The following is a 20116-nucleotide window of genomic DNA, read 5'->3' on the forward strand; positions in this document are numbered from 1 at the left end:
GCTTGTTCAGCTCCTCTTTTCGGTTCGGGCAGGCTTGTCCGATGTTTCCCACTCGTCTTATATCTTTATTTCACCCGTGCGGGATTTTCTTCAGACCGAAGCTGACGGAGCATCCCGGTACTGGTAAATCGTAATAGCCGTATCCCCGTAATCAGCCCTTCGGATCTGTTGAAGTCCATCCACCGTTTCTGGATAACGGTTGCTCCGGTCGTGCTCGGCCACTATTATTGCTTCAGGCTCAAGCAGCTCGTAGCCGACCAGTTTAAGCAGCAATTCCTCCATCGTTTTTAGCCGGTAAGGCGGATCCAAAAACACAAGCGCGAATTTGACCTCTCTTTTCGCTAGCGCTTTAAGCGCCCGCTGTGCCTCATTTCGGTAAACCTCCGCTTGTTCTCTAAATCCGGCTGTATCTATATTATGGCGAATGACTTCCACGCTTTTGCGTTCCAGATCTATGAAGACAGCGTGGTCCATCCCCCGGCTTAACGCTTCAATGCCCAGACCGCCTGTGCCCGCAAACAAATCGAGCACCCATCCTCCTTGTAGATAAGGGTTAAGAATACTGAACACGGCCTCTTTCACCTTATCGGTAGTTGGCCGTGTCCCCTCCCCCGGAACGGCCTTCAATGGTCTGCCCCGGGCTGTACCTGAAATGACTCTCACGGGCTGCCCTCCTGCTCTGCTATTAAAAGTCGGCATGCTTCAGACACGTTGTTATTGTATGTAGTTCTTCGTGCGTTTTGGTGTTTTTTGTTGTGTTTTGAATCTTTTCAGTGCTTCTTCGAGCCTTTTATGCTTCTTTGTAATAGTTCGTATCCTCATCATGTCTTATCCGTGTTTTATTATCCCACATTGTTATCCGCTGCGCAAAAAAATTATCCGCATATATGTATAAGAATGACAATTTAAGGCCATCCTTTAATTATCGACATTAGAGAATGTCGTAGACAACCGTGGAGAAGACTTACGTTTCCCCATAAGTTCTTCATCCGGTTTCTCCTCTCCCATGAAAAGGGCGTCCCGAAAGGGGCGCCCGATTTATTTCTATACCTACTCCATTTTAAGAAAAACGTTCAACAAACAGCCGGCAGCCCGCATTCGCTCTTATGCTGCTTCGACTCCCATGCTGCTTTAAGCAGAATCGTTCATTTTATGCACTCCTTCACTTCTTCCATACAAAGGACAAAGGAATGTTAAAGCGCGCTCCCTCACGGATATCGTATACAAAACCGGCCGCCAAATCCTCCTTGCTTCTGTAGCATCGGATAAGCGTCTGGTCCCCGATGGCGATAACGGCCTCCTGCTCACTAGTCATGGTCAACGCATGTATTTTGTAAACCGCATTTCTCTCTCCATCGTCTTCCACGTAAATCCGCTTGCCCGTCAAATCCTCTGCACGGATGTTCTGATTAGGTTCATCCCTGTTGATTCGAATGCGGATCGAATTGTCCAGGGACAGATTTTTCGTAAAATCGAGCACCTCTCCCGTTACGTAACCGGACGGCTGATCCATATACGTCACATCCCGATCCTGCAGTTTGGCGGCGCCGTGAGCGAACACCATTTCCGGCTCCTTCCGGCCATTCTCCATCCGATACGAATAGACGCAGGCAAAGCCTTGAAAGCTGAACACGCCGTCAATGTCATAGCATTGGTCGGGATTCAGCGATTGAACGACATAGTCCACTCTGCCGTCGGCCAGCGTAATTTTAACAGCGGACACGCCATCCGGCACCGCAACCTGATCGATGCTTTGAATAAAGCGATGATGGCGATACGGCTCCAATACGGCGAAAAACCGGCTGCGCAAAGCGTTCCCGCGGCGGTTCACGAGCACATAGTTCAATCGATCCGGGTTGCCCGGCACCTGCGGGGGCTCACCGTTAGCCAGCGCGGCTTCGTGATACTCGCCCAGCATCGTCAGACGGAAGTGAAGCTCCCCTTCCCCGCTCGATTGTTCTTCCCTGATGCGCCAGTCGACACTGAACGCCGAGGCGGGACTCTCATCACGCTGCACATTAAACAAATAATGAAAGCCGCTTCCCTGGTAGCCGCGAGCATTTCCTGCCGTGCTAGGCCTGTATTCGATCTGCTCGCTGGCATAGGTGCCCTTTTCCTGTCTTCTCAGCCGCAGGCCTTCGGTACTGACCTCGCCCTCTGCCGCATGAAAGCTGTAATGATGCTGCTGCCCGCCATGCACGTGGAATAGATCAATGGCGTAGCTGTTTATCTCATCCACCTGCACATACACGACTGTTCGGCGATACAAGTCAACATGCGGATAAGCACCCGGCGCCTCCACATCAACAAGTTGAACAGGACCTTCCCCGTGAAAATGAAGCGGTCGTCCTACCCAGATCGCCTGCTGTTTCGCTCTATCCACGACCACTGTATTGTGGCTGACCGTATTTTCAACCCATTCTAACCGCTTAGGATTCCAGTCCGCCTTCTCCGGATAGCCGTTATCCGGCAGCAGATCATGGCCGAAAGCAAACATGCCGATATTGAGCGCATCCTTATGCCCATGTCCGCCAGTGCGGCCATAGTACATCCATACAGCCCGGGAGAATTCGGCAGCTGCCGCCGTGCTTTTGCCTGCTGCAGCATGGTTTACGGCCTGCACAGCTCCTTTAGATCGTGCATGTTCCGCCGCTTGCACAGCGTTCGGGCTTCCCGCCAGGTCGCCTGCAATTTGCAGCGCGGCAAAGCCGTAGCCGGTCAAATTTACGCTCTCACATTTCAGCTCACCGCATCGCTGCAGCACCTGAGCAATGCTTTCCTCCAGCCGGTCCGAATCGGGTGAAAACAAATCACCTGGCAAGCCGTCCAAAGTGCTGCCGTTCAAGAAATAAATGTACTGGGCTAACTTCGGATCTCCATATCGCTCATAAGCGAACAAATGATCGTCTATTGTGCCGGGGATCCGATAATTCCCTGTGCGCCAGGAATCTCCAATTGCGGGAATACTACACCTTCCGATCAGCAGCTCGATAGGCGTAAGGAACATCTTGCGAAATTTCGGGTGCTTCGACAAATTAACATCTTCCAGCTCAGAAAGCTCCAGCACTTCGGCCAAGACTCTCATTTGTGACAGCCACAGTCCATTGTAATGGGGTGCCGCTTCATTGCCGAAGCCGTCCCGATCGACCTCATCAACCAAAGCGGCAAGCACATTGCCGCCTGTCTGTCGCGGTATTGAATCTTCGGCCACCGTTCCGCCGGATTGCAAAATCCAGCCGATCCACCGGCGGGCCGATTCGGCGTCGTCAGAGATGACAGCAGCCAAGGCTAATGCCTTTTGATGCATGCCAAAGTTTCCTCTAATGCTGCCGTCCAGCACACCCGGATAAACTTGCTGCACAATGCCCCGCTCGATATTGTCGCGAATCATTCCACTTGTGCTTTTTTCGCTGCCAAGCTGCCAGCGGCTGGCTTTATTCTGCAAAAATTGCCGCACTCGTGGGCTTTCTATCGCCGGGAAAAAGGCGTCAAAGCAGGTCAGCAGATCACTGGCCAAGCCCGTTTCCCAGATGCAGCCGACCACTTTGCCTTTGCCGCTCAAGCCGTGCGAATTGTAGTAGCCGTCATCCCAGCGATAAGCCGAGATGTCCATTTGCGGGTACACATCCGCCACGCGATCCAGCAAAATGACTCCCGCTTCCCCATATCGGGCGTCATCGGTAAGCAAATAAGCGTCTCTAAAGGAGACAAGCGCATCCACAATCATCCCTTTTCCATACCAGAGATGCCAGTGATTGTAGTAAGCGATAAAGCCCCAGCGCTCTCCCTGGTCGTCGATCCAGCCATAGCCGTCGTCAACCGCCCAATGCTCTCCTTTGTGCGGATACAGCTCATTGACCAGAAACTGCGGATCGGCAAGCGCGGCGTTGAACTCTCCTTTGGCGTTAAGGCCGCTGGCATAATAGGAAGCAAAGTCGTTGCTCGGAAACCGCATGCCGCTAACCGGGTCGGTTAGCTTCCACGGATCATTCAACGGATCGGCGAGCCATCCGTAGTTGCCATAAAGCCGGGTCAATTCAGGCCCGGAGCCCGGCGAGCCCAAAGTAAGATGCACCATGATGCTTCGCGGCAGCGATTGGGACGTGACCAGGCTCCACAGCCAGTCATGCCCCTGACGCAAATAAGCCTCCGCCTTGCTCACAGCTTCATCACGCAGCTTGCGGGCCCACATTGCATGCTGCAGTTTGCTGCGGGCAGCGGCCTTTTTCCTTGGCGTGTAATATGTGCTCCTTGTTTTCATCTCATTATCCTTTCACCGCGCCAACGAGCTGGCCGTGAATAAAATATTTTTGCACAAACGGATAAATTGCAATGATCGGCAGCACGGTAATCATTAAAGCTGCCATTTTCAAATTTTCGGGGTGGACAGCGAGTCCGAATTGCTCCCGCAAATCCGTGTTGAAATCTTGAGACACCGTGGACGTGACCAAAATATCCCGCAGCTGGAACTGCAGGGTCCAGTATTGGGAATCGCGTATATACAGCAAGACGCCAAACCATTCATTCCAGTAGGCGACTGCGCTGAAAATCGTAAAAGCCATCGTCATCGGCAGCACCAACGGGAGCACCATTTGGAACAGCATGCGAAAATCTCCCGCTCCGTCTATCTCCGCACTTTCCAGCAGTTCTCCCGGCAATTGGTCAATTACATTTTTGAACACAATGACATAAAAGCCGTTTACAATTCCGGGCAAAATCAGCGCCCAGTAAGAGTTCGTTATCCCCAGATTGTTCACGAGAAGATAGGTGGGAATTAATCCTCCGCTGAAAAACATCGTGAAAATAATGTAATAGAACACCGTCCTGCGCATCACCATATTTTTGCTCGATAATGCATAAGCAGTCGACAGCGAAACGATAATCACCAGGATAGTGTTAATGGCGGTTAAAAACACTGTATTGGCAAACGAACGGATAAAAGTGGCGCTATTCATCAGCATGAGGTAGGCGTCTAATTGGAAGTCGACCGGCCATAATCCAATCGAGCCGCTTCTGGCGGCTGCGGAGCTGCTGAATGAGATGGCAACTGCATTTATAAACGGAACGAGAATCGTAATGGAAAAAAGAATGAAAAAGCTGTAGTTGAAAATTTGAAACACCGTCCGGGACGGGGTGCGATACTGCTTCATGTCAACGCCTCCAGTCTGTGATTAGTACAGGCCCATGCCCACCCATTTTTTCGACAGCCAGTTCGACCCGACCAGCAGGGCAAAGCTGAGAATGCTCTGAGTCAATCCGATCGCGGTCGTAAAGCTGTATTGAGCCTGCTCGAGACCGACGCGATAAACATAAGTTGAAATAACATCGGATACGTCGTAAACAAGCGGATTTTGCATCAAAAACACCCGTTCAAAACCGATGCCAAATATGCGAGACAAATTTAGCAAAAACAAAAGCACAATCATCGGTGTCATATGCGGCAGTGTTATGTGCAGTACTTGTTGAAAACGATTTGCTCCATCGATCCAGGCCGCTTCATAATAAGTGCGGTTTATGCCTGCAATTACAGCAAAATATAAAATAGCCGACCAGCCTGTGCTTTTCCAAATGTCGGCAATGACCAGCAGCCCGCGAAACATGCTTTTATCGGTCATAAAATCAATGGGCGTCATGCCGAATACGTTGGACATAAAAATATTAAACAAACCGGTATGCGGCGCCAAAAACTGATAAAAAATCCCTGCGACGACGACCCAGGATAAAAAATGCGGTAAATAAGACACCGTCTGAATCACACGCTTGAACATGCGCTGGTGAATTTCGTTGGCCAAGAGAGCAAAGAGAATCGGCGCTGTAAAGCCAAAGATCAGGTCATAAAAATTAATAATCAGTGTATTTCGCATGACCATCCAAAAGCGCGCATCGTTGAGAAAATAGATGAAGTGCTTCAAGCCCACCCATTCACTGCCAAGAATACCGCGGAATACAGAATAATCCTGAAAGGAAATGATGATTCCGTACATGGGGATATAGTTAAACACAAACAAGGACACGATTGTCGGAGTCAGCAGCAAGTATAAAGGAAACCATTTTTTGAAAGGTACTTTGCGGCGCACTCCTCTTTTGCGGAAAGTTCCCAGTTCAAGCGGAGATTTGGGTATGGTTTGGTTCATCAGTCTCCTCCTCATCAGCTTAATGAAGAGATATCCGTCCGGCTGTCACTCCCGACGGATATCCCGTTCCCGGCATGCATTTATTTCGTATAAATTACCAGTCCACTGCCTTGAAGCCAACAGACCGGAGGAAATCCTTATTTTCATCCATGTAGCGCTGCATCGGATCATATATAATGCTGCGGTAAGTTTGCTCCCATTTCTGCACCTCGGCGTCAAACTGCTCCATGGAGATGCGTCCGGTAATCGCCTCTACAGTAAAGCGGTTAATCGCCTGCATCGATTCTGATCCTTTCATTGCCGCCTCACCGGAGGCGTTATACCCGATTAACTGATGAAGTCCTCTTTCTTCGGCTTTTTCTTGCAATACATCTAAAGAGTCATAGACCAGCTTCGCATAATCCTCACCCAGCACCTGCTCGTTAATCGCCCGCTGGACTTCCTGACCGTTCTGGAAGCCCCACAGCAGTGCCAGATGCAGGGTCCACCTGCGGTCCTGGCTCGCCAAAGCATCCGCGTCAGGCACTCTCTCCCCGTTTACAACCGTATAGGTTTCTCCTTCCTCTCCCCAGAAAATCGCCTCGTACAATCTTTCCGAAGCGAACGCTTCAATGACTCTCCAGGCGCGATCCGGGTCGGAAGCAGCAGCAGAAATGTACAGACCGTGCCCGGTAATCGGAGACCCTTTCGGTCCTGCGGCGTATTTCGGATCAGCCAGCTCTGCTGGATATTCCTCTAGTGGCGGCGCGAATACCCACTTATAATGGCGTTGATCAGCGTAATCGGGGCTGACCAAATATTGTCTTGCAAAATTTGGAAGCTGATCGGCAGTGTTCCACTGCATTAAAATGCCTTGGTTTTGCAGTTTTTGAAAGTAAATGGCCGAATCATTAGTCGCAAATTCCGGATCAAGCAAGCCTTCCGCATACAGCTCCCGCATTTTTTGCGTAGCCGCGCGATATTCAGGAAGCAATACATTAGGGATAATTTCGCCATCCATCACACGCCAACCGTACGGATCCGCACCGTACATATCGTAAATAACCCTGCCCCCATAATGAAATAGCTGGTCTCCTACCGGCCGGGTCGTCAAGATCAACGCACTCTCATCGTCAGCCTTGATCTTGCGCATCAGGTCCACCCACTCATCGACCGACCTCGGCCATATGCCATCGTTATATTTCTCCACCAAATCATAGCGTGTAAACAAGCCTGACCCTGGCGGAGAAGATTCATAATTCATCGGAATGCGCCAATAGTGCCCGCTGTCCATATCCTTGGCGAGCTCCATCATTTCCGGAGAAATGACCGCCTGGACGATCGGCGAATTGTCGTAATATTCTTTTAAATCAATGAAAGCGCCTTCATTTGCAGCCTGATAAATTTCCGAATGAAGCCCGGGAGAATGAACGATGTCGGGCAGTTTACCAGACGCCAGCATCAGCCGGAACACCGTTTCCCAGTCCGAATAGGCAGGAACATCCAGCCTTAGATCGACATTCGCTTCCTCTTCAATAATGTTGATAAACGGATTGTCAGAAGGGTCAACATTGTCCGGGTGCGCCAAACCCGAATTGATCATAAACATGCTGAGCGTTTTTCTTTCTTCGGGTATTCCATCGTCAACTCCATTTTCTGTTCCTCCCCCTTCGCTGACCGGTCCCTTGTTTGACGAACATGCTGCAAGCAGGGCTAAAGACAGAAGCAGTGCGAGCAAAGCGTGAAGCGACTTTCTTTTTGCGTACATTGACCATATCTCCTTTCTCTGCTGAGGTGATCTCCTTGCTCTTTTACTGTAGGAATTGCGTCTGCCATTTGCCTATTGCCTATCCTACACATCGACTATACAAGTTATGGAAAACGGTGCGGCAGTAAGATTCCCCGCAATTATCTGCTTTTCATCTTGACTATCTAAGCTTAAACAGTGCCCTGGTTTGTCAGCTTTCCTCAAATTGCTGGCGCTTTTTATTTTTGCGGTAGCTGCCGGGAGTAATCCCTTCGTGCTTTTTAAACAAGCGAATAAATCCGATATCGTTGGCGTAGCCTATCCGCCCGGCAATTTGCGCCAAAGGCTGGGAAGTGTTCTCGAGCAGTTTTTTTGCTTCCCGGATGCGCACTTGAGCCACGTAATCGTTCAAGTTTTGCCGGCTATGTCGTTTGAAAAAGGTAGAAAGATATTGCGGTGTTATGCCAAAGTGGTCAGCCATAGAGGATAAACTGAGATTACTGTCGCCAAAATGCTCGTCTATATAATGGACTATGTCCCGATACAACTGCTCGCTGCGATCCGTGCGTCCCTCCCTTACCAACCGGCACAGTTTTGTATAAAGCGCTGTCGTGTGCGCGAACATCTCCTCCACTGTAAAGCTGTCGGACAAAGTCTTGAGCGGATCATCGGCGTCTTCAAACAGCGTTTCGCTGTCTATATGGAGTCCATTCATCAGCTTCAAGATGGTGCCTGTCATATCGAAAAACAAACACCTGCCCATTTCAGGGGAAATATTATGCGTAACAAAATTCACTTCATAAATTCGCCGCAGCACCTTCTGCATCTCCTCGCAGTCACCGCTCTTCACATGATTGATCAGCTGCACCTCGGTTTCCAGCGGATATTGATATGTCTGCTGGCCAATATCGCCAACCATTTCATAATGGATGACCGCATTTGTCCCGTAAATCATCCGGTAATCCATCGCCATTAAAGCCTCGCGATAGCACTGCGGGATTTCTTCAAGCCCTGCTTTGATGCCGCTCACCGCCAATGTGACGTTCATGCGAAAGCGCTGATGAAGCGTATCCTGCAGCAAACGAATCCATTGATCGCGCGCAGCAGCGACATCGGCTGCCTTACCTTCGTCCGCGTAAAGAATCGCTAGACGGGAACGCTCCATCTCGATCACATAACCGTTCTCCTGTATAAGCTCATAAGCCAGATTCGAGATGGTAAAGCGAGCGAGTCCCCACTCCTTCTCCGAATCGCCGTGAAAAAAATCGCTTCCCTCGTCCAGCTCGATCAGCACAACGGCAAATAAACCGTCTTTATCAAGCCTCACATCCATAAATCCCAGCGAGTCTTCGGTCACATCGGCAATTTTTAAGTATCCTTTCATAAATCGGCTCAAAAAATGAGCCTGAATCATCGGCTGATTGCGCTCGAGCACTCGTTTCATGCTTTTTTCCTTGCTCAGCGAACGACTGACCGATTGCCGGATAAACTCCAACTCGTTGACAACATCCTTCTCGCTGTTGTTTTCGACCTTCAAAATTTCGTTGACGACCGTTCTAATCGGGGTGTAATGCCGGTAAGTCATGATCAGCGCCGTTGCCAGCCCGATCAAAAGGCCAATGCCGATGACAAGCAGCACCCGGTTTTTAATTTCGTCAACATCCTTCATCACAGTGTCCCGCGGAACGACTGAGACATACTTCCAATCGTTTTTGCCATGGGTGTAAGAAAGCATCTTGCTTTCTCCTCCGTGATGGATCATTTCGTACCCCATATCTTCCGGCAGCTGCAAAAACATGCCGTCCCCAGCTGAGGCATCATTGCTGACAATCACTTTGTTTTCATGATCGAAAATATGGATATCCCCGCCGTACACTCCATTCAGCCGCTCAAGCATTCTTCTTAAATGACTATCATCGAAATGAATGACCAAATAGCCCTGCACATTCGTCCGGCTCCATATTGGCAGCGACTGCACAAAAATGATGTTGCGGTTTCCGTTTACCCGGTCTGTCGTCACATATGCCTGCTGCCGCACACCAGAGAGCATAGAGTTATAAACATCATCGACCGACATCTGTTCGTAGGTTCTTAAATTTTGAAAAAAATTGTTGGCATCCGTTTTGCCGGTAGAACTAATGACGACATTTTGCTGCTCAAGATAAATATAAAAATCGCTTTTCAAGCTGCTAATATTCCGATAGTTTCTCAACTCTCTTGTAAAATCGATCACCTGAAATGGCTCGTGCTGCATTTCCTCGTTGCTTGCTCCAAGCAGCCAGTTAAGCTTCGGTGAACCGAAATTTGAACCGTTAACCGGTCGATTTCTTCCAATTCCTTCTCCACAGCCTGCTTGATCTGTTCCAGCAAGCCGAGATTCGCATGCGAAGCATTTTCTACCATAACCGATTGAACTCTTATGTAGAGCAAGCTGCCGATTAACAGCGGCAGCAGCAGGACAAGAAAATAGGAAGATAGAATGATCAGGAACACACTTCTGCGCTTTTTGCTGGAAGCGAGCGTCAGGCGACTAAACCATGTCAAAATATATTCCCCCTTTCGAACCTGCTATACAAAACAACGGCAGGACGTTTGTGCCTGCCGTTTGCTCTGCTTCATTTCTATTTGTAATTATCCGTAACAAACAATGTAGAGCCTACCGCAAAATACAATTCTCCTGAATCAGCCGCCGCCGCGGCATGGACTTGGCCGGGCAGCTCTGCCGCCCATGTAATGACCCGACTGTCCATATCTATTTCTCCGAGCCTATTCCCGCTGAACACGGCCGCTTTGCGATCACCCACAGCCACCAGCCAACTGCAGGGTGCCGGTAAAGGAATCGTCTCTGTCAGCTCTAATTTTTGCTTGTCAAAAATACGCAGCGTTTTCCCTACCCCGAAAAGAACTTCACCGCCCAGCGCAATAATGGCTTTTCCCGTGCGCTCAGCGGGTTCAAAAGTTTCCTGATGAATCACTCCCGTTCCCGGCTTCCATACGCCAAGATGACAGTCTACGTCGCGATAGGCAAGGCCGCTGGCCCCTCCATTGGTCGTAAAATAAATATATTCATCGTCTGCGGCTATGCCTGCCACCTGCTGCTCAGGTATCGGATCATACCAGCTCGTTACTTCCAGCGTTTGCGGGTCTACTCTCGACAGACCGCCGCCATACGTGCCGTATTTCGCCGACCATCCGGTCCAGACAGCACCGTCCGGCCCTAATACGCTTCGCCCTTCGGGACGGATCAGCTGCGGCGCAACAGAGCGCAGTGTTTGCGGATTAACATTGTTCAACTGATCCCAGGGTGCGGAAGGATCGTAGACGATGTGATCGCCGCCAACGTAACTGGAAAAAAACAATCTATCCTCCGTACTTACAATACCGTATACTTCACCGCCGCGATTGCAAACAGCCGGCGAATTCCAAAACTGCCCGTTTTGAGGGGTAAAGCGGAAAATCGTTTGTCCAAAACCGCTCGCACCCCATACATTTCCTGTTGTATCCGTTTGCAAAGTATGTATCGAGGTCGGCGGGGCTTCGGATGGAATTCGTTTCAATTCCACCTCCAAAGGCTGCTGCCAGTTAGCGGCGGACGACGGGGCTTCGATGATAAAGTAGTCCTGTCCCCTCACCCCCGCCAGCTTGCCCGAAGGAAGGCGTTTTACGCTGATTTTCTGGCCATTCGCCAGTTCGATCGCAGTGAACTCAAGACGCTGCTCCAGACCTGACGGATCGAGCGGCCGCAGTGTCTGCGGATCGTAAAAGCGCAACCGGCCTTCCTGTTGCGTGCACACAAATTCATTGCATACTTCCTTGATCTCTTCGCCAGGGCTCGCAAAAGAGGCAAACTCACCGCTTGCAATGTCGTATACTTTGTTGCCGTTCGTCTCAAAGCCATATTGAACAAAAATGCGGCCTTCCGCCTCTCCCCAAACCGGGCGGCTGTATAAATTCTTCTCATTGTCAGATACCCGTCCGAGGCGGATAAGCGAATGCGTGAGCGGATCATATTGCATTAAAGCACAACCGGGGTAGGTTCCCCCATACACTTTTCCATCAGAGCCCAGCGCCATCTTCCAAAAGTACTCTTCTCCCGGAGACTGCAGCGGTTTCGCCCAAGAACGCGCTTTCAAATCAAACACGTGCAAATAAGCCTGCTGCACACATGTGCCAACAACCAGTTTCTCATTTCTCCAGTTCACCAATCCCCAGGCCCCGGCTCCTACGGGCAATTCAAATGTTTCCCCCTCCCCCGTCGCCGCATCAATTAGAATAATACTCCCGGTTCCTCCCATCGCAAAATTGGATAACACGAACTTATCCTTTCCATCCAAAGGATCAGTCAGAACTTCTGTCGCCAAAATGTTGAAATTCCTGCACGGTTGTCCGATCTCGCTGTATGTTGTTGGCACGGTAACACCCCTCTCAACAAATTCGAATCCGACATACCATGTGACAAAAAGGTATACGTCTGGAACCTGTATTGCAATTGTTTTACAACTACGATTATGATTTGATTTTATGTTGTTGTCAATATAACAAGAACATCAAAAACGCCCACAGCTACTGACCGTGAACGAAGGAATGATTACGTCTCCGGCGTACCGGATGCCCCCTTTTGTTACCAGCTTGCTAATTCCCTAGTTTTATTGCCAAGGAACTATCCTAAATATTATGTTTTCTGATACTCTGCGGTTTTACTTCTGCTTCCCGGAAGGGTATACTTTTTACTATTAGTCCATATCGTTCAGTCAGGTTTAGTCAACTAGAAGGGAAGGTATTTTTTCATGGGTAAATCCGCACAACACAAAGAAGCAATGAAGTCTTTGGCCGCTACAAGCCGCACCTTCTACATCCCGATCAGCCGGTTGGTCCCCGGATTACAGGAAGCTGTAGCCTCGGCCTACCTTTGTATGCGCGCGATAGACGAAATTGAAGACGACCCGCATCTGCCCGCTCCGGATAAAATCAAACTGCTGCGTCAAGTCGCTGTTTTCTTAAAAAACGCAGAGCTCGATCCCCGGGAAGCGGAAGTTATTTTTGCTAATTACAAAAAATCTTTACCCAAAGTAACCTTGAAGCTCGCCGATTGGGCACTCTTTTGCCCAAGCACCATTGCCCCGACCGTATGGGCAGCCACTGCCGAGATGGCGGCAGGCATGGCAGACTGGGTCGAGAGAAACTGGGTCATACGAACGGAGAAGGATCTGGATGATTACACCTATTGCGTAGCCGGAGCGGTCGGCGTCCTGTTATCTGACATCTGGAACTGGTACGATGGCACGGAAACCGACTATGAGGAAGCAACCGGATTTGGCCGCGGCCTGCAAACCGTGAACATCGTCCGCAACCGCAAGGAAGACCTGGAGCGGGGCGTCGACTTTTTCCCGGATGGCTGGGACTTGCAGGATATGTTCGCTTACACCCGCCGCAACCTGCAGTTAGGACAAGCCTATATTGAGGATCTGAAGCCAGGGCCGGTGCTGGACTTCTGCCGCATCCCGCTGGCGCTCGCTTCAGGAACTCTGGAAGCGCTGGCGGCCGGTAAGAGCAAGCTTAGCCGCACCTCTGTGCTTGAAATTGTACAGCGTTTGCAGAGCAGTTAATCAGACGGCAAGTCTTCACACACACGCCAGCTCCCGGCGCACGGGCTTCGCAGCATGACGGCCGCCGGCTGGCCACTTAAAGAGACGATTTATATGAACGTTTTACCTTGACCAAGACTTTTCTAACGGAAGAACCGTGCTCCAGGGCATCGGCCGTTGAAAAAGTCTTGTTTGTTTAGTTGGTCTTGCTTGTTTGGCCAGCCTCCCTGATCACTTCAGCAATATAGCTTCCTAGACGGACACTTACCTCAGCCCGGATCAGGTCGCGAATCAACGCAAACTTATCCTCGTATCCGCGGCAAACAAACCGGTAATACCGGCCGTTCTTGTCCTGCCGTTCGTCTTCGAACACCTTGATACCGTGCTCACGCAAGCCGCTCTTCACCGCGGTCAAGTCAGCCCGAATCCGGTACAGCAAAGCGTCAGTTGCTGCCAAATACAGCTGCTTGATCGACAGCGCTACCGAATATTCAATCTGTTTGCGGCTGTTCTCCACAATCGCGAGCATAATCGGAAGCAAGCAATAGTCCCGGATCATCTCCAGCTCTTCCTTCGTTGGCACATTTCTCAACCTGTCCGCCTCCAGACATAATAGAACATATGTTCCTATTATAGACGAAAAACCTTCTTTGCTGCAAGAGCGTCTTTAGCTCTGGCGAGCATTGGCGGAAGAAAACAGCGCCGTAATATAATTCTGCAGCTGCAGCGCCACCTCTTGTCTTAGCGCATCTCGGGTAAAAGTGAAGCTTTCTTCAGCCCCACGATACATCCAGCGGCAGTGAAGCGCATCTTCCGCGCTTTCCTGCCGCACTTCGATTCCTTTAGCAGCGAGCTCCTGCCTTATCTTCACCTCATCCCGATGAAGACAATCGATCAGGAGCATAGTCGCCTGAACATACAGCTTGTGCAGAGGAGTGGGAAATGCCTTGAGGCGCTTGAAATTACCCCGGGTAATCGATAGCGCCACCGGAAGTACAACCGATTGCCGGACGAGCCGCCGGTCGGCCGGCTGCAAAGCTCCCTCGTCGTTTGCCGCCGGGTACTTTCTCCGCTCAACAAGTATCTCCCGGTGCTCGGGAAGCATCATTCGGCTTGATTCCCATAAGCCGTTGCCGCTCAGCTTCTTGCCCATATGTCACCCCTCCTTCCCTGGCTTTCGTATTCACTTATAATGCCCTCCTATTTTCGCACTGCGCTCCCTGGCCTGCCCCGGCTCCATTAAAGACGAGGCACGCAAAATCGCGGTGCTGCCAAAACGGTTTTTAATCGCATCCGTTGCTTTTTCCAGACTGCGAGCTTTTTCCCGATTGCCGAATAAAGTCAGCTGATAGCTGCTGGCATCGGTTAGCTGGGACAGAGTCACGCCCGCCCGGCGGATCGGCTGACCGTCCCAAAACCGGTAAAACAAACGGCGCGCAGCTGTATAAACCTCCCGCGTAATATTAGTCGGATCAGGCAGTTTTTGCTGCCGGTAAAACCCGCTGGGCCGGTCAAAGTCCGCCCCTTGGGCGCCTGCCGACACCACCCATCCGGCGTACCCCTTGGACCGGCAGCGCCGGCACACTTCTTCGCTGAGCTCCAGCAAAATCAGATCGATTTCGGCCGGGGTGCGATAATCGCGCGGCAGTGTCATCTGGTGGCCGACCGCTTGCTGGACATCATGAGTGCCCGGCGTTACCGGACTATCGTCCAAGCCGTTAGCGGTACGCCAATAGACCTCAGCCTGAATATCGCTGTTTTTGCCCATGCGTGCCCGCATCATCTCCTTCAGGCGAGGCAGCGGGGTCTGCGCAATATCGCCTATTGTGTACAGCCCCATACGGGCAAAATGGCGAGTCATACGCGAGCCTGCCCCAAACAGGTTATGCACCGGCCTGGGCCATAGCTGGGAGGCAATCTGCGCAGTCTGCAAATGAAAAATCCCGCTCTCATTCTTCTTCGCATGAATATCGCAGGCCATCTTAGCCAGCACCTTGGTCGAACTGATGCCTAAGCGAGCCCATATCCCTGTTTGCAGCATAATGTATCTTTGAATTTGAGCAGCCATTCTCTCGGGCGATCCATAACGGGGCCATATTCCAGTTGCATCAATAAACTGCTCATCAATGCTGAAGGGTTCCACGCGGTCGCTGAACTGCTCCAAAATTTCCGTAATTTGCAAGGAAACCTGCAGGTAGGTTTGCATTCGCGGACGGATAACGATCAGCTGTGGGCACTTGCCCATCGCCTCGCCCAATGTTTCCGCCGTTTTAACTCCCTGGGCTTTAGCCACTGGACAAGCTGCCAAAATAATGCCGCTGCGGCGTGCAGGATCTCCCGCTACAACAACCGGGCGGTCGCGGAACTCAGGATGAGCTGTCTTTTCCACACTGGCGTAAAACGATAAACAATCCGCCAGCATAATCGTCCGCTCAGTCGGACATGCCATCACAATCACCCCAAACTAAGGAATTATGCACACAGGAAACATATGTTCTTATTTTATTAATTATAAGAACATTTATTCCCGTTTCAAGTGGAAAAATATCTCTTTTTTTGCCTAAATGCTGGGGCTTGTCACAGTTTAAGAGCATTTAGTATTTATGTAAAATACTCCCACAAGCGGAGCCATGGATGGGAATCGATATTTAATCACATATTTGCGGGCAGAGTAAATACCAGCCGGGAGCTATAGTAGAATGCGGGGAAAGCAGAGGGGGTTTTGTCGCACCCGGACAATCTTTCAGTTGATTTGTGAAGAAAAAAAAGTGATAATGGACGTAGGATTGTGCCGGTAGAGCAGCTGCTGTTTCATCTTGAAGGACAGGCGGTCAAGCTATGTTGCTTAACCCCTGTTATACTTGCGGATAACGGCAACTAACAGAACTCGACCAGCTGCTTGAAAGCGGTCGCTATCCCCGAAGGACTCCGCCCTGATCAGATCAGGACGATAGGGTGTCAGAATGAACGGGCTTGTTCCCGCATAGTTTTGACTAAGGAGTTTTTCTCATACCATCTTACTTATTCATTACTGAGCAAAGGAGGTTCTCACATGGCTTTTGTTATCACATCGCCTTGTATTGGGGAGAAAGCGTCAGATTGTGTAGAGGCCTGTCCGGTCGATTGCATTAAAGAAGGGGAAGATCAATACTATATTGACCCGGATATTTGCATTGATTGTGGAGCATGTGAAGCGGTATGTCCCGTAGCGGCTATTTACCAAGAAGATGATGTTCCTGCGGACGAGCAAGAGTTTATCGAGAAAAACCGCGCGTTTTTCCAAAACTAAGGTATACTAAAAAACACCGGAAGGCTATTCCAGCACCCGGTGTTTTTTAGTACGCGCTCTTAGCGCTAGCGGAACATCCCCCATAGCTTTAAGAGATGAAACGTGTTATTAGGATCGATTTTTTGAGCAATCACAAATTGTACAATTTGAGCCGATTGCCGCTCTGTTAATGATTCGCCCAGCACCTTGGCTGCCCGGTTAAGAAGCGAGCGAACCTTGGCCGGATTTTGTAAATCCGCTTTGCTGACTCCGTGAAGCATCGCCTTAATCCGTTCCTTCGTGAGCGGGTTTTTCATTTTCCGTTTAATCCGCTCCACCAGTCCGGGGTCAATGCCGTACTGCTGATAGCTCATGTATCCACCCCTTTTCCGAACCCTCATTCTCTAGTCTATGAGAATCGGAGGGGGAATGTGTCTATTAGCAGAAAAATACCCGGCTTAGCGTATTTAATCGAAGCGGCCCGCACGGAATACCTGCTGCTGCTGCAGGTAATCACGCAGCGGCAAATAGCGGGCTGCTGTCCAAAAGTCCGGCTCCTGCACGAGGGCAGCGGCGTCTTCACGGGCCTTTTCCAAGATCTCGTAATCGCTCATCAGATCCGCCAGCTTAAAATCCGGAAGCCCGCTTTGCTTTGTTCCGAAAAAATCCCCCGGTCCCCGCAGCTCCAGATCACGCCGCGCGATCTCAAAGCCGTCGTTTGTTTCGGTCATGACCTTCATCCGCTCTTTGCTGACCTCGTTCTTCGGATCGGCAAGCAGAATGCAGTACGATTGGTGCGCTCCGCGGCCCACTCTTCCCCGCAGCTGGTGAAGCTGGGACAGTCCGAAACGAACCGCATCATAGACGATCATTAATGTGGCGTTCGGCACATCCACCCCCACCTCCACGACAGTTGTGGAAACAAGGACCTGCACATCGTTGTCCTTAAATTGCTGCATCACTTCATCCTTCTCCATGTTGGTCAGGCGGCCATGCAGGAGACCGATCTTCAGGTCCGGGAAATGCTGGGCCAGCTGCGTATGGACATCTATCGCATTTTGCACATCGAGCTTGTCCGATTCCTCAATCAACGGACAAATCACATACGCCTGCCTGCCCTGGGATACCTCCTTGCGAATAAAGCCGAGCACCCTCGGCAGCATATCATGGGAGACGCTGTATGTTTTGATCGGCTTGCGCCCTTTAGGCAGCTCCGTTAGCGTAGAAACATCCATATCCCCGAATGCTGTAATCGCCAGGGTTCGCGGAATTGGCGTAGCCGTCATCGTCAGCACATCGGGGTTAAGCCCCTTGCTGCGAAGGATGCCGCGCTGATTGACGCCAAACCGGTGCTGTTCATCGGTAATGACCAGCCCTAAACTGCGAAACACCACGTCCTCCTGAATGAGTGCATGAGTACCGATCACCAGATCTGTGAGTCCCATCTGCAAGGAGGCCAATGTTTCGCGGCGCGCCTTCTCCCGCAGACTGCCCGTCAGCAAAGCGACTTGAATGCCAAATGGGGCAAACATCTCCTCAAGCGACCGCTTGTGCTGTTCGGCTAATATTTCCGTAGGCACCATAAGCGCCCCCTGCTTGCCTGCCTTGACTACAGCAAACAAAGAAACGGCCGCTACGGCCGTTTTGCCCGAGCCGACATCGCCTTGCAGCAGTCGGTTCATACTATAGGGCTCCTTCAAATCGCGGAAAATTTCAGCGAGCACCTTTTTCTGTGAATCGGTCAGTTCAAACGGCAGGGAACGGATAAAGGAGCGGATCGCTTCCATATCCAGTGCATGGGCAACCCCGTCTGTTCTGCCCCGGTTCAGGGCGCGATATGCCTGCATTTTCAGTTGAAAAAGAAAAAGCTCCTCATAAACAAGCCGTCTTCGAGCTTGCCGGCCATCCTCGAAATTGTCCGGCCGATGCACATGAGCCACAGCCTCTTTGCGGGAAATCAGCTTGTACTTGCCGAGCAGCTCCTCCGGCAGCAGCTCCTCTACGTAAGAACCATAACGCTCCAGCGCAGTCTTAATCGTTTTACGCATCCAGGCCTGACTAATCGGACCAGCCACGGAATAGACGGGCTGCAGAGTGCCGCTGCGGGGTCCCTGACGGCTGGCTTTGGCGGGAAACTCATGCTCGGAAACAGTAAGCTGCTGGCGCCGGGAATCCCACTTTCCATTCAGGACTATAGTTTCGCCCGGCTGCAGCTGATCCTTAATAAAATGCCGGTTAAACCATACGGCTGTGACCATTACATCGTTCACGACCACTTTGCAGGTCAGGCGGGACTTTTTGCGGCCGTACATTTGCAGCGAAGGGGTGCCGTATATTTTCCCTTCTACAGTCGCCTTCTCTCCATCCGCTACCTGAGCCAAATCACGAATCCGGTAATCTTCATAACGAAACGGGAAATATTCGAGCAGCTGCTGGGCGGTATGAATGCCGAGCTGCTCCAAATCCTCCGCCTTTTTAGGGCCAACACCCTTGATTTGCTTAACTGCAATCTCACTCAGCTTCATCGGACCTTACCCCGGAAGAGCAAAGATGGCAATCGTACCCGGACCGGCATGCGTGCCGATTACAGGCCCAACCGTAGTAAAGGATACTGATTTCACTTTCAATTGGGCTTGTACCAGCTCCTTGAGCTCCTCGGCTGTTCCCAGCGAAGCGGCATGCGCGATAATGACATTCACTTCCTTATCGCCATGCTTGGCCCTTGTCAGCTCAATCAAGCGATTCATCGCTTTTTTCTGGCCTCTTGCCTTTTCAACCGACGTTACTTCACCCTCGTCATCAATCGACAAAATCGGTTTGATATTGAGCAAAGTTCCCAGGAAAGCAGCGGCTTTACCGATCCGTCCTCCCTTTTGCAAATACTCCAGCGTATCGACTAGAAAATAGAGCGCCATCTCTTCTCGGTTTTTATAAATGATATCCAAAATTTCTTCTTTGCTCTTGCCCTCATTTACCGCTTCTGCAGCAAGCACAACGAGCCATCCGAAGCCGTAGGAAGCCGACTTGGAATCCACTACCGTGACCTGCTCCCCCTGCTCCTCAAGAAGCGACTTGGCCAGCACGGCCGACTGATAGGTTCCGCTCATCGCGGCAGACAAATGGATCGAAATAATATGAGTGTCCGGATCATCCTTCAAAATGTCCTTGTAAATATCCACGAAATCAACTGGCGATGGCTGTGAAGTTGTAGGCAGGCCGGAGAAAGCCGCCAGCTTCTTATAGAACTCGTCGGCTTGAATCGTTACCGAATCGATATAGGTTTCTTTGTCGAAATGAACCTTTAATGGAACCATGGAAATTCCAAGCTTCTCCCGAATCTCCGCGGGAATATCTGCAGTACTGTCCGTAACGATACGAATCTTGCTCAACCCGATCACCTCAC

The 20116-nt window shown here is 50.7% G+C and carries 16 protein-coding genes; 2 read left to right on the plus strand and 14 right to left on the minus strand.

Features of this window, described 5'->3' with window-relative positions; all coding sequences use genetic code 11:
- Nucleotides 1-90: 90 nt before the first annotated feature.
- The 8 genes from rsmD to PSHG_RS03905 all read right to left on the minus strand — a co-directional run bounded on the left by rsmD (nt 91) and on the right by PSHG_RS03905 (nt 12221).
- Nucleotides 91-663 (minus strand): 16S rRNA (guanine(966)-N(2))-methyltransferase RsmD, encoded by a 573-nt coding sequence (gene rsmD / locus PSHG_RS03870; protein WP_010269711.1) that lies wholly within the window; start codon nt 661-663, stop codon nt 91-93.
- A 499-nt stretch (nt 664-1162) separates the two neighbouring features.
- A complete protein-coding gene (locus PSHG_RS03875) occupies nt 1163-4261 on the minus strand; it encodes a heparinase II/III domain-containing protein (RefSeq protein ID WP_010269714.1) in 3099 nt (1032 codons plus the stop codon).
- A gap of 4 nt (nt 4262-4265) precedes the next feature.
- Nucleotides 4266-5150: a carbohydrate ABC transporter permease gene (locus PSHG_RS03880; protein WP_010269716.1), complete on the minus strand. Its 885-nt coding sequence runs from the start codon at nt 5148-5150 to the stop codon at nt 4266-4268.
- Nucleotides 5151-5171: 21 nt separating this feature from the next.
- Nucleotides 5172-6134, minus strand: coding sequence for an ABC transporter permease (locus tag PSHG_RS03885; protein ID WP_010269718.1), 963 nt, complete (start codon nt 6132-6134; stop codon nt 5172-5174).
- A gap of 94 nt (nt 6135-6228) precedes the next feature.
- Nucleotides 6229-7881: an extracellular solute-binding protein gene (locus tag PSHG_RS03890; protein ID WP_010269721.1), complete on the minus strand. Its 1653-nt coding sequence runs from the start codon at nt 7879-7881 to the stop codon at nt 6229-6231.
- 190 nt (nt 7882-8071) lie between these two features.
- Nucleotides 8072-10114, minus strand: a complete 2043-nt coding sequence (locus PSHG_RS03895) for a helix-turn-helix domain-containing protein (RefSeq protein WP_026021180.1) — start codon at nt 10112-10114, stop codon at nt 8072-8074.
- Nucleotides 10090-10404: a hypothetical protein gene (locus tag PSHG_RS03900; RefSeq protein ID WP_026021181.1), complete on the minus strand. Its 315-nt coding sequence runs from the start codon at nt 10402-10404 to the stop codon at nt 10090-10092. Before PSHG_RS03900 ends, PSHG_RS03895 begins: the two co-directional genes overlap by 25 nt.
- A 77-nt stretch (nt 10405-10481) precedes the next feature.
- Nucleotides 10482-12221: an NHL repeat-containing protein gene (locus PSHG_RS03905; protein ID WP_026021182.1), complete on the minus strand. Its 1740-nt coding sequence runs from the start codon at nt 12219-12221 to the stop codon at nt 10482-10484.
- 426 nt (nt 12222-12647) lie between these two features.
- Here PSHG_RS03905 and PSHG_RS03910 point away from each other — a divergent pair, with 426 nt between their 5' ends.
- Entirely contained in the window at nt 12648-13466 is an 819-nt protein-coding gene (locus PSHG_RS03910; protein ID WP_010269725.1) for a squalene/phytoene synthase family protein, read from the plus strand.
- Nucleotides 13467-13641: 175 nt separating this feature from the next.
- Here the strand turns inward: PSHG_RS03910 and PSHG_RS03915 are convergent, their stop codons facing one another.
- The 3 genes from PSHG_RS03915 to PSHG_RS03925 form a co-directional block, all read right to left on the minus strand.
- Nucleotides 13642-14028: a hypothetical protein gene (locus tag PSHG_RS03915; protein WP_392392009.1), complete on the minus strand. Its 387-nt coding sequence runs from the start codon at nt 14026-14028 to the stop codon at nt 13642-13644.
- An 84-nt stretch (nt 14029-14112) separates the two neighbouring features.
- Nucleotides 14113-14598 carry a hypothetical protein gene (locus tag PSHG_RS26535; RefSeq protein WP_010269732.1) on the minus strand — a complete coding sequence of 162 codons (486 nt, stop codon included), beginning with the start codon at nt 14596-14598 and terminating at the stop codon, nt 14113-14115.
- A 30-nt stretch (nt 14599-14628) separates the two neighbouring features.
- Nucleotides 14629-15894 carry a DNA polymerase IV gene (locus PSHG_RS03925; protein WP_010269735.1) on the minus strand — a complete coding sequence of 422 codons (1266 nt, stop codon included), beginning with the start codon at nt 15892-15894 and terminating at the stop codon, nt 14629-14631.
- Nucleotides 15895-16497: 603 nt separating this feature from the next.
- On the opposite strand from PSHG_RS03925, the gene PSHG_RS03930 reads away from it, so the two are divergent.
- Nucleotides 16498-16734, plus strand: a complete 237-nt coding sequence (locus PSHG_RS03930; RefSeq protein WP_010269739.1) for an indolepyruvate ferredoxin oxidoreductase subunit alpha — start codon at nt 16498-16500, stop codon at nt 16732-16734.
- A 65-nt stretch (nt 16735-16799) separates the two neighbouring features.
- On the opposite strand, the gene PSHG_RS03935 is transcribed toward PSHG_RS03930, so the two are convergent.
- The 3 genes from PSHG_RS03935 to PSHG_RS03945 form a co-directional block, all read right to left on the minus strand.
- A complete protein-coding gene (locus tag PSHG_RS03935) occupies nt 16800-17087 on the minus strand; it encodes a stage VI sporulation protein F (RefSeq protein ID WP_010269743.1) in 288 nt (95 codons plus the stop codon).
- Nucleotides 17088-17180: 93 nt separating this feature from the next.
- A complete protein-coding gene (gene recG / locus PSHG_RS03940) occupies nt 17181-19238 on the minus strand; it encodes an ATP-dependent DNA helicase RecG (RefSeq protein ID WP_010269749.1) in 2058 nt (685 codons plus the stop codon).
- Between the two features lie 6 nt (nt 19239-19244).
- Nucleotides 19245-20102, minus strand: a complete 858-nt coding sequence (locus tag PSHG_RS03945) for a DegV family protein (protein ID WP_010269753.1) — start codon at nt 20100-20102, stop codon at nt 19245-19247.
- Nucleotides 20103-20116: the final 14 nt, after the last annotated feature.

Origin of the sequence: Paenibacillus senegalensis JC66, from assembly GCF_000285515.1 — a bacterium.
Lineage (GTDB): Bacteria > Bacillota > Bacilli > Paenibacillales > NBRC-103111 > Paenibacillus_L > Paenibacillus_L senegalensis.